We start from the raw sequence: 12,695 nt of genomic DNA, 5'->3' as shown, positions 1-12,695 counted from the left end.
AACCCTCCTCTCATGACAACACAGTCGACGCGGTTTACCGAAGGTCTGGAAACGGCCCGGAAAACTTGACGGCGGATGTCAGGTTTTCCGGGGAACCTCTGGTGCGTCAGCAAGGACTTCCTGGAGGATCACCGTGAACTTCACCGATCAGCGACTCGTGTTCCGGCCCGGCGACGACGGGTACGACGAGGAGACCGCCGGGTTCCAGACCGGTTTCGCGCAGCGGCCCGCGATCGTGTTCGCCGCAGAGAGCGCGGACGACGTCGTCGCCGCCGTGTCGTACGCCGCTGACGCGGGCCTTCCCCTCGGCGTGCAGGCCACCGGGCACGGGCTTCCGGGGTCGTCGGAGGGCGGCGTCCTGATCAGCACGCGGCGGATGGACTCCGTCCGGATCGACGCCGACGCGCGCACGGCGACCGTGGGCGCGGGTGTTCGCTGGGCCCAGGTCGTCGAGGCCGCCGCGGCGCACGGGCTAGCGCCGCTGAACGGTTCGGCCCCGGGCGTGGGCGCCGTCTCGTACACGCTTGGCGGCGGCCTCTCCATCCTGGCCAGGGAGTTCGGGTACGCGGCCGATCACGTCCGGTGGCTCGACGTCGTCACCGCGGACGGCGAGCTGCGGCACGTGACGGCGCGGACCGAGCCCGAGCTGTTCTGGGGGCTGCTCGGCGGGGGCGCGAACCTGGGGGTGGTGACGGCCCTGGAGATCGGTCTGGTGCCGGTGGCGCGGCTGTACGGCGGGGCGATCGAGTTCGACGGGTACGAGGTCGACCCCGGCCGGGTCCTTCGGGCGTACGAGGAGTGGACGCGGACGGTGCCGGACGAGGTGACCTCGTCGGTGGCGGCCCTTGTCTACCCGGACATCCCTCAGCTGCCGCCGCATCTGCGGGGCCGCTACCTCGTCACGGTCCGGGTCGCCTACTCGGGCCCGGAGGCGGCGGGCGAGCTGCTGGTGGCGCCGCTGCGGGAGATCGGGCCCATGGTGTCGGACTCGCTGCGGGAGATGCCGTACACCGACAGCCACACGATTCACAGCGACCCGGACTTCCCGCACTCCTACTACGGGGACAGCGTGGTGGTGGGCGATCTCGACGTCGCTGCGGCGAGTGAGCTGTTCACGCTGACCGGTCCGGCCGCCGATGCGATGCACGTCGTCCAGATCAACCAGTTGGGCGGGGCGCTCGCGAAGCCGGCGGGCAATGCGGTGCCGTACCGGGAGGCGGGGTGGCTGGTGCGGGTGCTCTCGCCGTTCGAGGGCCCCGACCTCGCCGCGGTGCGGGCCGTGCAGGAGCAGGCGTTCGGTCTCTTCGCGCCGGGGACCGTGGGGCGGTTGCTCAACTTCGCCTTCGGCGCGGGCGACCGGCCCGACGGGCTGTACGACGCCGGTACGCGGAAGAGGCTCGCCGATCTGAAGGCCACGTATGACCCGGCGAACCTCTTCAGGCGGAACTACGGCGTGAGCGCCGGCGGCTGAGCTAGCGGTCGAGCAGCTTCCACGCCGTGGGCAGCGCGCCCATCGCGAGCGCGGCCTTGAGGACGTCGCCGATCAGGAAGGGCGTGAATCCGGCGGCGACGGCCTGGGTCAGCGACATGCCGGTCGCCGCGGCGAGGTAGGGGACGCCGACCGCGTAGATGATCGCGGAGCCGAGCACCATCGTGCCCGCGGTGCGCAGGACCGAACGGTCGCCGCCGCGGCGGGCGAGGGCGCCGACCACGGTGGCGGCGAGCAGCATGCCGAGGACGTAGCCGAGGGACGGCGCGGCGAGGCCGGAGCCCGCCTCCGCGAACCACGGCATGCCCGCCATGCCGACGAGGGCGTACACGGCGAGGGAGAGGAAGCCGCGGCGGGCGCCGAGCGCGGTGCCGACGAGGAGGGCGGCGAAGGTCTGCCCCGTCACCGGTACGGGGGAGCCCGGGACGGGCAGGGCGATCTGGGCCGCTATGCCGGTGAGGGCGGCGCCGCCGAGGACGAAGGCCGCGTCCTTCGCGCGGGACGCGGGGAGCAGGTCCGCGAGGACCTGGCCGGGACGGGAAGAGACGGCGGCGATGCTCATCGGGACTCCGCGGGTTCTGGGACGGGCAGGTGGGACCCCGCGACGCTATCTCAGGCGGGCGCGACCGACATCGGTGGTGGGTGACAAGGTGCCGGGGGCTCCGGTGGTGGGCACTGTACAAAGTGCGGGGGTACCCCTGTGGGGGGCGTGATGCTCGTCACTGAGGTGAGCGGCGTGTGGGCCCGCTTTGCGTGGGGGGCCGTGGCACGGCGACACTGTAGGTTCCCGCCAAGCCTTTGTGATCCCGAGAGCAGCCTGAGCACCATGCACGAAGCACCCCCCGATGAATCGGCCCCCTCAGGCGTGGGCACAGCAGGGGGTACTGAGCCCCTCGGCGGAGGTCTGAAGCAGCGGCATCTGACCATGCTCGGGCTCGGTGGTGTCATCGGGGCCGGGCTCTTCGTCGGATCCGGGGCCGGGATCGCCGTCGCCGGGCCCGGCATCGTCGTCTCGTATCTCATCGCCGGTGCGCTGGCGATGTGTGTGATGCGGATGCTGGGCGAGATGTCGGCCGCGATGCCCGCGTCCGGGTCCTTCTCCGTGCACGCCGAGCGCGCCCTCGGCCGCTGGGCGGGGTTTAGCGTCGGGTGGCTCTACTGGTTCCTGCTCGTGGTCGTGCTCGCCGTGGAGGCCACCGGCGCCGCGCAGATCGCGGGCGGCTGGGCGCCGGGCGTTCCGCAGTGGGCCTGGGTGCTGATCTTCATGCTGGTGTTCACGGCGGCCAACCTCGCCGCCGTGAAGAACTTCGGCGAGTTCGAGTTCTGGTTCGCCACGCTGAAGGTCTTCGCGATCGTGGCGTTCCTGGTCCTCGGGCTGCTCGCGGTCTTCGGGGTGCTGCCCGACACGGAGCCCACGGGCCTCAGCAACCTCAGCGGGCACGGCGGGTTCCTGCCGAACGGGTGGGAGGGCGTCGTCTCCGGCGTGCTCGCCGTCGTCTTCGCCTTCGGCGGCCTGGAGGTCGTGACGATCGCCGCCGCCGAGTCCGACGACCCGGTGCGCTCGGTGGCCCGCGCCGTGCGCAGCGCCGTCTACCGGATCCTCTTCTTCTATGTCGGGTCGATGCTGGTCATCGTGACGGTGCTGCCGTGGACGGCGCAGAAGGCGGGCGTCAGTCCGTATGTGAAGGTCCTCGACTCGATCGGGGTGCCGTCCGCGGGCACGATCATGAACATCGTGGTGTTCGTGGCGCTGCTCTCGGCGCTGAACGCCAACCTCTACGGCTCGTCCCGGATGATCTTCTCGCTCGCCGAGCGCGGCGAGGGCCCCAAGGCCCTCCTGAAGGTGTCGGGCGGCGGAGTGCCCCGGCGGGCCGTGCTCGCCTCGGTGGCCTTCGGCTTCGTGTCCGTCGTACTCAATCTGAAGTGGCCCGACTCGGTCTTCCTCTACATGCTCAACTCGGTCGGCGCCGTGCTCCTCTTCGTGTGGGCGCTGATCGCGGTCTCGCAGCTGAGGCTGCGCCGCCGCATCGAGCGCGACGCACCGGAGCGGCTCGTCCTGCGGATGTGGGCGTTCCCGTATCTGACATGGGCGGCGCTCGCCGCGATGGCCGCCGTGCTCGGGCTGATGCTGACCGACGACGGGGCGCGGCCGCAGCTGCTGTGGTCGGCGGGTGCGACGGGGCTCGTGCTCGTGGTCGCGGGGCTGCGGGAGTGGCGCGACCGCGCGAGGCGCACCTGAAACGGGCGTGAACATTTCGTGCCCGCCTCTTCACGACGTGTGAGCGTCGTGTCCGTATAGCGGTCGGGTGTTCCCTGTCAGCGGTGCCGGACTTCAGACTGTGGGCCGCTCGCTCCCCCACTTCAGCTACTGAACAGGGCACGCCCATGTCTCGGATGTCCACTCCCCAGGACACCCCCAAGGACGCAGCACACGACCCGGCTCACACCGTCGATTCGCCGCTCGTCCACGGCCTCAAGCAGCGGCATCTGTCCATGATCGCCCTCGGCGGCGTGATCGGCGCCGGACTCTTCGTGGGCTCCGGGGCGGGCATCGCCGCGGCCGGTCCCTCGATCGTCCTCGCCTACGCGGTATCCGGCGCGCTCGTCATGCTCGTGATGCGCATGCTCGGTGAGATGTCGGCGGCGAACCCGGCGTCCGGCTCCTTCTCGGTCCACGCCGAGCGGGCGATCGGCCCCTGGGCGGGCTTCACGGCGGGCTGGGGCTTCTGGTTCCTGCTCTGCGTCGCCGTCGGCATCGAGGGGATCGGCGCCGCGGACATCATGGTGGGCTGGTTCCCCGGTACGCCCCAGTGGGCGTGGGTCGCCCTGTTCATGCTGGTGTTCTGCGGCTCGAACCTGACGGCCGTGAAGAACTTCGGCGAGTTCGAGTTCTGGTTCGCCGCCCTCAAGGTCGGCGCCATCGCGCTCTTCCTCGGCATCGGCGCCCTCGCGATCCTCGGCATCCTGCCCGGCTCGGACGTCTCGGCGCCCGGCGCGGACAACCTGACCGGCGTGGGCGGCTTCATGCCCAACGGCACGGACGGCCTGATCATCGGCCTCCTCGCGTCCGTCTTCGCGTACGGCGGCCTGGAGACCGTCACGATCGCGGCGGCGGAGTCCGAGAAGCCGGTCCAGGGCGTCGCCAAGGCCGTGCGCACGGCGATGTGGCGCATCGCGGTCTTCTACGTCGGCTCGATGCTCGTCGTCGTCACGCTGCTTCCCTGGGACAACAAGGAGGTCGTGGCGAAGGGCCCGTACGTCGCCACGCTCGACCACCTGGGCATCCCCGGCGCCGGGCAGATCATGAACGTCGTCATCCTCATCGCCCTGCTCTCCGCGATGAACGCCAACATCTACGGCGCATCGCGCATGTCGTACTCCCTGATCGAGCGCGGCCAGGGCCCCAAGGTGCTCGGCCGTGTCCACAGCGGTGTCCCGCGCCTCGCGGTCCTCGCGTCCTCGGTCTTCGGCTTCGTCTGCGTGCTGCTCAGCTACTGGCGCCCCGACGATGTCTTCCCGTGGCTCCTGAACATGATCGGCGCGATGATCCTGGTGGTCTGGATCTTCATCGCCGCATCGCAGCTGATCCTGCGCCGCAGGACGGAACGCGAGGAGCCCGAGAAGCTGGTCGTGAAGATGTGGGCCTACCCGGTCCTGACGTGGGTGGCGCTCGCCGCGATGGCGTACATCTTCTACCTGATGACGCAGCAGCCCGACACGCGCAAGCAGTTGCTCGCGACGGGCCTCCTCACGCTGGTCCTGGCCGCGATCGGATTCGCGCGGCAGAAGATCGCGGAGCGTGCGGCGGTCACCGCCGAGTAGCAGGCGGCGTTCCGTCCCGCGAGAGGGCCCCGAGTCGACGGACTCGGGGCCCTCTCGCGTGGTGTCCGGCGTGTGCGCGTCCCCGGTCCTAGGACGAAGGGCTGATCAACTTCGAACCCCTCCTGCTGCTAGCCTGCACTTGCATATAGGTTGCAATAAGCGTTGCACTACAGAAGAGCAGCACCAGCAGAGCAGCAGTCGGAGGGCTCGGACATGGCCATTTACACGCTTCCAGAACTTCCGTACGACTACGCGGCGCTCGAGCCGGTCATCAACCCCCAGATCGTCGAACTGCACCACGACAAGCACCACGCGGCGTACGTGAAGGGCGCGAACGACACCCTTGAGCAGCTGGAGGAGGCGCGCGACAAGGAGACTTGGGGCGCGATCAACGGCCTGGAGAAGAACCTGGCCTTCCACCTCTCCGGCCACATCCTGCACAGCATTTACTGGCACAACATGAACAGCCCGAAGGACGGCGGCGGCGGTGAGCCGCTGGCCGCGGACGGTGTCGGTGACCTCGCGGACGCGATCACCGAGTCCTTCGGCTCCTTCGCCAAGTTCAAGGCCCAGCTGACCAAGGCCTCGGCGACCACGCAGGGTTCGGGCTGGGGCGTGCTCGCCTACGAGCCGCTCAGCAACCGCCTCATCGTCGAGCAGGTCTACGACCACCAGGGCAACGTCGGCCAGGGCTCGACGCCGATCCTGGTCTTCGACGCCTGGGAGCACGCCTTCTACCTGCAGTACAAGAACCAGAAGGTCGACTTCATCGAGGCCATGTGGCAGGTCGTCAACTGGCAGGACGTGTCGAAGCGTTACGAGGCCGCCAAGCAGCGCGTGAACAGCCTGCTGCTCAGCCCGTGAGGCACATCGTCCTCTGAAACGCCCTGCCTCGTGATCGTCTTCTCAACCTTCGCCGAGGCAGGCGGATGGACGAAAGACCCCCGTGAGGACATGACTTACGGGGGTCTTTCGGTATGCCTGATTCCGGGGGACATTGTGGTCTATGGACAAGATTTCCAGGCATTGCCCGACATGCGGCGGCAAACCGCAGGACTTCCGGCCGGTCAACCAGGAAGAGGAGGACTACTTGGCCACCCAGATGACCCGGGCCGAGGCTCACGGCCACTGGCGCTGTCAGGGCGCGGGGTGCCTCTGGGTGCAGCCGCACCTCAACCAGGTAAAGGGCCGAAGCCTCCCAGAATCGTTCCTCTGACTCGGTCGAAACCGTTCGTCCGACTCGGTCGGAACCATTCGTCCGACTCGGTCGGAACCATTCCTCCGGCTCAGTCCCAACCGTTCCTCCGGCTCAGTCGAAGATCGGACCCTGCTTACGCGTCCGCTTGATCTCGTAGAAGCCAGGCGTCGACGCCACGAGCAGCGTGCCGTCCCACAGCTTCGCCGCCGCCTCGCCCTTGGGGGCGGGTGTCACGACGGGGCCGAAGAAGGCGACCTGCTCGCCGTCCGCGCCGGGAACGGCGATGACGGGCGTGCCCACGTCCTGGCCCACCTTGTCGATGCCCTCCTGGTGGGAGGCGCGCAGCTGGGTGTCGTACTCGTCCGAGTCCGCGTAGTCCGCGAGGTCCTCGGGCAGACCGACGTCCTTGAGCGCGGAGACGACCGCGTCACGGGTCGGGCCCTCGCCGAGGTTGTGGAAGCGGGTGCCGAGGGCGGTGTAGAGCTTGCCGGTGTACTCGTCGCCGTGCTTCTGCTGGGCGGCGATGACCACGCGGACGGGGCCCCAGGCCTTCGTCTCCAGCATGTCGCGGTACTCCTCGGGCAGCTCGTCGAGCCGGTCCTCGTTCAGTACGGCGAGGCTCATGACATGCCAGCGGACCTCGACGTCGCGGACCTTCTCCACCTCCAGCATCCAGCGCGAGGTCATCCAGGCCCACGGGCACAGCGGGTCGAACCAGAAGTCCACGGGGGTCTTGCCGGGCTTGCCGTTCTCGGACATGTCTCTCCCTAGGGGAATGCGTGCGCGCTTGGCCAGGGGAACGTCAGTGATCTACCTGGGCATTCCCGGATACCGCGCGCTGGGGGCACATGCGAGGATCGTAGACATTCGTACAGGTCGTGCGATCCACGACTTTCCCCCGCGAGTACAAAGGAGTGCCGCCCGTGCCCGGTGAGAATCTTTCCCGCGACGAGGCCCAGGAGAGGGCCGCGCTGTTGTCCGTCGACGGGTACGAGGTCTTTCTCGACCTGCGCTCCGCGATCGGCGAGAGCGACCAGGAGCCGCGCACGTTCCGCTCCGTCACCACGATCCGCTTCCGCTCCGCCGAACCCGGCGCCACGAGCTTCGCCGACCTGATCGCCCCGAGCGTCACCGCGGTGTCCCTCAACGGCAAGGACCTGGACCCCTCCGAGGTCTTCGACGGCACCCGGATCACCCTTGAGGACCTGGCCGCGGAGAACGAACTGGTGGTGGACGCCCAGTGCGCCTACAGCCGCACCGGCGAGGGCATGCACCGCTTCGTCGACCCGGAGGACGGCGAGGTCTATCTCTACACGCAGTACGAGCCCGCGGACTCGCGCCGCGTCTTCGCCAACTTCGAGCAGCCCGACCTGAAGGCGCCTTTCCGCTTCGAGGTGCAGGCTCCCGAGGGATGGACCGCGTGGTCCAACGGCTCCGGTGAACTGGTCGACGGGGTATGGAAGTTCGCCGAGACGAAGCCGATCTCGACCTACATCACCGCGGTCGTCGCGGGCCCGTACCACTATGTGACGGACTCCTACAGCCGCACCTTCGACGACGGCACGACGCTGGACATCCCGCTCGGCGCCCTGTGCAGGAAGGGGCTCGCCAAGCACTTCGACGCGGACGACGTCTTCCTGGTCACCAAGCAGGGGCTCGACTTCTTCCACGACAACTTCGACTACCCCTACCCCTTCGGGAAGTACGACCAGGCATTCGTCCCGGAGTACAACCTGGGCGCGATGGAGAACCCCGGCCTCGTGACCTTCCGCGAGGAGTTCATCTTCCGCGGCAAGGTGACCCAGGCGTCGTACGAGCGCCGGGCCAACGTCATCCTGCACGAGATGGCGCACATGTGGTTCGGTGACCTCGTCACCATGCGCTGGTGGGACGACCTGTGGCTCAAGGAGTCCTTCGCCGACTTCATGGGCTCCTTCTCGATGGTCGAGGCGACGCGCTTCACCAACGGCTGGATCACCTTCGCCAACAACCGCAAGGCATGGGCCTACCGCGCCGACCAGCTGCCCTCCACGCACCCGGTCACGGCCGACATCCGCGACCTGGAGGACGCCAAGCTCAACTTCGACGGGATCACGTACGCGAAGGGCGCGAGCGTCCTCAAGCAGCTCGTCGCCTACGTCGGACGTGACGCGTTCCTCGATGGCGCGCGGCGCTACTTCAAGCGGCACGCGTACGGGAACACCCGGCTCGGCGACCTCCTCTCGGTCCTTGAGGAGACCTCCGGGCGCGACATGGCGTCCTGGTCGCAGTCGTGGCTCCAGACCGCGGGCGTCAACTCCCTCACGCCGCAGGTCATCCTGAACGCGGAGGGCCGGATCACCGAGCTCTCCGTGGTGCAGGATGCCGCGGAGTCGCACCCCGAACTGCGGCCGCACCGCGTGGCCGTGGGCCTCTATCGCCGCACCCCCGAGGGCGACCTGACGCGGTACGCGCGCGCGGAGGTCGACGTAGAGGGCCCCCGTACGACCGTCGACGAGCTGGCCGGTGCCGAGGCGCCCGAGCTGGTCCTGGTCAACGACGACGACCTGACGTACTGCAAGATCCGCTTCGACGAGACCTCCCTCGACACGCTGCGGCAGCACCTGGGCGACATCACCGACCCGCTCGCCCGCGCCCTGTGCTGGTCGGCGCTGTGGAACCTCACGCGGGACGCGCTCATGCCCGCGCGGGACTTCATCGGGCTCGTGCTGCGGTTCGCGGGGCGCGAGAGCGACATCGGCGTCCTTCAGATGCTGCACACCTGGGCGGACTCGGCCCTCACCTTCTACGCGGCCCCGGAGTGGCGCGAGGAAGGCGGGCGCGCGCTCGCCGAGGGCGCGCTGCGGGAGCTGCGGGTTTCGGAACCCGGCAGCCAGCACCAGCTGACGTGGGCGAGGTTCTTCGCCGCGGTGGCGTCTTCGGAGGCCGATCTCCAGCTGCTGCGGGGCCTCCTCGCGGAGACGGCGAAGATCGACGGCCTGGACGTCGACCAGGAGCTGCGCTGGTCCTTCCTCGGCCCGCTGGCCGCGGCCGGCGTCGCCGACGAGCAGACGCTCGCCGCCGAACTGGCCCGGGACGACACGGCCTCGGGCAAGCGGCACCAGGTGCGGCTGCTCGCCGCGCGGCCCTCCGAGGCGGTCAAGGCGCAGGCCTGGGCCTCCGTGGTGGAGTCCGACTCGCTGTCCAACGCGCTGGTGGGGGCGACGATCTCGGGGTTCGCACGGGCCTCGCAGCGTGAGCTGACCGCTCCGTACGCGCCCAAGTACTTCGCCGCCATCGAGCGGGTGTGGGCCGAGCGGTCCATCCAGATCGGGATGGACGTGGTGAAGGGTCTCTTCCCGCACCTCCAGGACGATCAGGGGACGCTGGAGGCGGCGGACGCGTGGCTCGCGTCCCATGAGTCGGCCGCGCCGGCACTGCGGCGGCTCGTGCTCGAAGCCCGGGACGACCTCGCCAGGTCGCTGCGGGCGCAGAGTTGCGATGCGGCTGCCGCTTCGTAGGTCAAACGGGGTGGGCGCACCGGCCGTTGCCGCTCGGCGGCTTCGGCGATGTGCCCACCCGTAGGGCCCGCGGAGGATCCTGCGAAGAGGCTTGCGGAGGGGCTCGCGGCGGGGCCCTCGAAGGGGACTGAGCGCGACTGCTGGAACGTACCCAACGCAAACGGACCTTTTCGGCAGTCGAACGTCTGCACTTTAGTGCGGGGTTGTCCGGTTATGTCGACGGGCGTGTAACAGCGGTTAGGGGATGGATCAGCAGCGGGAAGGGCCCCGTCATGAACCACAACACCCCGCTCTCCCCCCGCCCCCTCCACCACCTCGCCGACGTCCAGCGCCGCGTGATGAGCACCGCCCAGCTCCGCGCCCACGGCATCACCGCAGCCGACGCCGCGGCGCACTGCCGCCCGGAAGGGCCCTGGCAGCAGCTGCTCCCGGGGGTCTGCCTGCTGCACCCGGGGCCGCCGACCAGTGAAGAGCGCCTGCACGGCGCCCTGTTGTTCGCGGGGCGGCCGCCGGCCAAGGCGGCGAAGACCGTGCCCGCACAGCCCTGCGCGGGCGCCCCCCACGCCCCGTACGCCGACGCCCTGATCACGGGACTCGCGGCGCTCACCCTGCACCGCTTCTCGTCGGCTCCCCCGCTGCTCTCCCTGGACCGCATCGACGTCCTGCTCCCCCGCACGCGGCGGCTGCGGTCCACCGGGTTCGTCCGCCTCGTGCGGACCCAGGCGCTGCCGACCGCCGTACAAATCGCCGGAGTTCCGGTGGCCCCGGTGCCGCGCGCGCTGGCCGACGCCGTGGCGGGACTCTCCGAGGCGGGCGCGGTGCGCAGGCTGCTCACGGAGGCGGTGCGCGGTGGACACTGCGAACCGGCCGCCATCGTGCGGGAGTTGAACCAGGCGAAGCTGCTCACCCGGCCGCATGTCGTGGACGCGGTGGACTCTCTGCTCGCCGAAGGCCGTGCCATCGCCGAGGACCGTCTCTACCGGATGGTCGCCGAGCACGGCCTGCCCGATCCGCTGTGGAACGTCGACCTGCGATTGCCCGGCGGGCCGCACCTCGGGGGCGTCGACGCCTACTGGCCCGATCTGGCCGTCGCGGTCGAGCTGGACACCCGGGCACCCCGCCACGGCCTCCGGCAGGACGACGACGCGCAGTGGTCCGAGTACGCCCGCAAGCGCGACCACCTGGAGCGGCTCGGCATCACGGTCGTCCATCTGACGCCCAAGAAGCTGCGCGAGTCCCTCGAACAGCAGGCGACCGTCATGCGGACCGCGCTGATGGCCTCGGCCGACCGTGATCCGGCGGCGTACGTGGTGGTGCTGCCGCGATAACCCGAGCAAGCGGGGCAGGAGGAGAGCAGGGGGAGCAGGAGGGGAGCGAAGGGGGCGGGACCGCGCGACGGTCCCGCCCCCTTCTCGTACGCAACTCCCGTACTTTTCACGTCACTTACCACTACTTCTTAAGTCACTTACCGCAGAACTCCGCGTTCAGGATCGCCTGGCGGTCGCCGTCCGGGCCGTTGAAGTTCGCGGCGATCGCATGGCCGCCGTTCTGAGTCGCCAGCGCCATCGAAGCCGAACCGTGGATGTCGCCGCCGTGCCCCCAGACCACCGTGCCGCAGGAGGTCTTGCGGCTCTCCAGGCCGAGCCCGTACCGCTCGTCGGGGTTGTCCTTCCCCTGCTCGACGGTCGTCTTCATCTCGGCCAGCTGCTTCTTCGGCAGGAGCTTGCCGCGCAGCAGGGCCGTGTAGAAGCGGTTCAGGTCGGCCGAGTCGGAGATCATCCCGCCCGCCGAGCCCGCCACCGACGGGTTGAGCTCCGTGACGTCGTGGTTCTTGGCGTCCGGGGCGTCGGACAGTTTCGTGTACGCCCGTGAACTCGGCTTCGGCATCGCGGAGTCCGTCTCCGGCACGCTGGTGGCGCCCAGACCGAGCGGCTTGATGATGCGCCGTTCGATCTCGTCCGCGTACGACTTCCCCGTCACCTTCTTGATGATCATTCCTGCGAGGAGGTAGTTGGTGTTGGAGTAGTTCCAGTCCGTGCCGGGCGCGAAGTCCGGTTCGTGGCGCATGGCGATCGCGACCTGCTGCTCGGCGGTCCAGGTGTCGTAGCGGTGCGCGAGGAACTTCTCGCTGAACACCTTGTCCTGGAAGCCCTTGTCGGCCGTCACGTCGAAGATGCCGCTCGTGTGGTTGAGGAGCTGGCGGACCGTGATGCGGTCGCCGTCGTGGCCGTGGCCCTCGACCACGCCCGGCAGCCACCGCCCCACCTTGTCGTCGAGGCTCAGCTCCCCCTCGGCCACCAGCTGGAGCAGCACCGTCGAGACGAAGGTCTTGGTGATGCTGCCGACGCGGTACCGGTCGTGGGCGCCGCGCGGGCTCTGCCGTTCGAGGTCCCCGATGCCCGCGGCCGCGTTCCAGGCCCCGTGCTTGTCCTTGGCCTGGACGGTCACGCCGGGGGCGTCCTCGTTGACGGCGGCCTCCATCGCCTTCTGCGTCGCCCGGTGCCGATCCCCGTGCCCGGCCCCTCCACCGGGCGTCCCGGCAGCCAGCGCCGGGGCCGCGAACGCTCCCGCTGTCACCGTCATGGCCACTCCTGCGGCCACGCCCATCAAAGCTCTCTTGCGCGCTGACATCTCTCCCCCTTGTTCACGACGTGCTGTTCACGACGTGCGGCTCACGACGTGCTGC

General features: G+C 69.5%; 10 protein-coding genes. 7 read left to right on the top strand and 3 right to left on the bottom strand.

The window, feature by feature from the left end; genetic code table 11:
* The first annotated feature begins 133 nt into the window (after positions 1 to 133).
* Positions 134 to 1,471, top strand: coding sequence for an FAD-binding oxidoreductase (locus ACZ5CR_RS06475; RefSeq protein WP_468854181.1), 1,338 nt, complete (start codon positions 134 to 136; stop codon positions 1,469 to 1,471).
* 1 nt (position 1,472) lies between these two features.
* Here the strand turns inward: ACZ5CR_RS06475 and ACZ5CR_RS06470 are convergent, their stop codons facing one another.
* Positions 1,473 to 2,051, bottom strand: a complete 579-nt coding sequence (locus ACZ5CR_RS06470) for a biotin transporter BioY (protein WP_468854180.1) — start codon at positions 2,049 to 2,051, stop codon at positions 1,473 to 1,475.
* Positions 2,052 to 2,315: 264 nt separating this feature from the next.
* Between ACZ5CR_RS06470 and ACZ5CR_RS06465 the strand changes: the two genes are divergently transcribed.
* The 4 genes from ACZ5CR_RS06465 to ACZ5CR_RS06450 all read left to right on the top strand — a co-directional run bounded on the left by ACZ5CR_RS06465 (position 2,316) and on the right by ACZ5CR_RS06450 (position 6,527).
* Positions 2,316 to 3,728: an amino acid permease gene (locus ACZ5CR_RS06465; RefSeq protein ID WP_468854177.1), complete on the top strand. Its 1,413-nt coding sequence runs from the start codon at positions 2,316 to 2,318 to the stop codon at positions 3,726 to 3,728.
* 146 nt (positions 3,729 to 3,874) lie between these two features.
* On the top strand, positions 3,875 to 5,311 hold the full coding sequence (locus ACZ5CR_RS06460; protein ID WP_468854174.1) for an amino acid permease: 1,437 nt from the start codon (positions 3,875 to 3,877) through the stop codon (positions 5,309 to 5,311).
* Positions 5,312 to 5,524: 213 nt separating this feature from the next.
* The gene (locus ACZ5CR_RS06455; protein ID WP_389907111.1) at positions 5,525 to 6,175 is read left to right on the top strand and encodes a superoxide dismutase; all 651 of its coding nucleotides are present in this window, start codon (positions 5,525 to 5,527) and stop codon (positions 6,173 to 6,175) included.
* A gap of 142 nt (positions 6,176 to 6,317) precedes the next feature.
* Positions 6,318 to 6,527 (top strand): hypothetical protein, encoded by a 210-nt coding sequence (locus ACZ5CR_RS06450; RefSeq protein ID WP_468854171.1) that lies wholly within the window; start codon positions 6,318 to 6,320, stop codon positions 6,525 to 6,527.
* A gap of 93 nt (positions 6,528 to 6,620) precedes the next feature.
* Here the strand turns inward: ACZ5CR_RS06450 and ACZ5CR_RS06445 are convergent, their stop codons facing one another.
* Complete coding sequence (locus ACZ5CR_RS06445; RefSeq protein WP_468854170.1) at positions 6,621 to 7,268, bottom strand: mycothiol-dependent nitroreductase Rv2466c family protein; 648 nt, start codon at positions 7,266 to 7,268, stop codon at positions 6,621 to 6,623.
* 164 nt (positions 7,269 to 7,432) lie between these two features.
* Between ACZ5CR_RS06445 and pepN the strand changes: the two genes are divergently transcribed.
* Both pepN and ACZ5CR_RS06435 read left to right on the top strand, forming a co-directional pair.
* Positions 7,433 to 10,009, top strand: a complete 2,577-nt coding sequence (gene pepN / locus ACZ5CR_RS06440; RefSeq protein ID WP_468854168.1) for an aminopeptidase N — start codon at positions 7,433 to 7,435, stop codon at positions 10,007 to 10,009.
* A 272-nt stretch (positions 10,010 to 10,281) separates the two neighbouring features.
* A complete protein-coding gene (locus tag ACZ5CR_RS06435; protein ID WP_468854167.1) occupies positions 10,282 to 11,337 on the top strand; it encodes a hypothetical protein in 1,056 nt (351 codons plus the stop codon).
* A 133-nt stretch (positions 11,338 to 11,470) separates the two neighbouring features.
* On the opposite strand, the gene ACZ5CR_RS06430 is transcribed toward ACZ5CR_RS06435, so the two are convergent.
* Positions 11,471 to 12,640: a serine hydrolase domain-containing protein gene (locus ACZ5CR_RS06430; RefSeq protein ID WP_468854166.1), complete on the bottom strand. Its 1,170-nt coding sequence runs from the start codon at positions 12,638 to 12,640 to the stop codon at positions 11,471 to 11,473.
* Between the last annotated feature and the right edge of the window lie 55 nt (positions 12,641 to 12,695).

The sequence above is a fragment of the Streptomyces sp. NPDC031274 genome, assembly GCF_055570235.1.
This window is presented reverse-complemented; position numbering and strand designations above follow the sequence as displayed.

Coding starts and splice junctions, on each gene's coding strand:
- ACZ5CR_RS06470 (WP_468854180.1), bottom strand. CDS start 2,051: ATGAGCATCGCCGCCGTCTCTTCCCGTCCCGGCCAGGTCCTCGCGGAC.
- ACZ5CR_RS06465 (WP_468854177.1), top strand. CDS start 2,316: ATGCACGAAGCACCCCCCGATGAATCGGCCCCCTCAGGCGTGGGCACA.
- ACZ5CR_RS06460 (WP_468854174.1), top strand. CDS start 3,875: ATGTCTCGGATGTCCACTCCCCAGGACACCCCCAAGGACGCAGCACAC.
- ACZ5CR_RS06455 (WP_389907111.1), top strand. CDS start 5,525: ATGGCCATTTACACGCTTCCAGAACTTCCGTACGACTACGCGGCGCTC.
- ACZ5CR_RS06450 (WP_468854171.1), top strand. CDS start 6,318: ATGGACAAGATTTCCAGGCATTGCCCGACATGCGGCGGCAAACCGCAG.
- ACZ5CR_RS06445 (WP_468854170.1), bottom strand. CDS start 7,268: ATGTCCGAGAACGGCAAGCCCGGCAAGACCCCCGTGGACTTCTGGTTC.
- ACZ5CR_RS06435 (WP_468854167.1), top strand. CDS start 10,282: ATGAACCACAACACCCCGCTCTCCCCCCGCCCCCTCCACCACCTCGCC.
- ACZ5CR_RS06430 (WP_468854166.1), bottom strand. CDS start 12,640: ATGTCAGCGCGCAAGAGAGCTTTGATGGGCGTGGCCGCAGGAGTGGCC.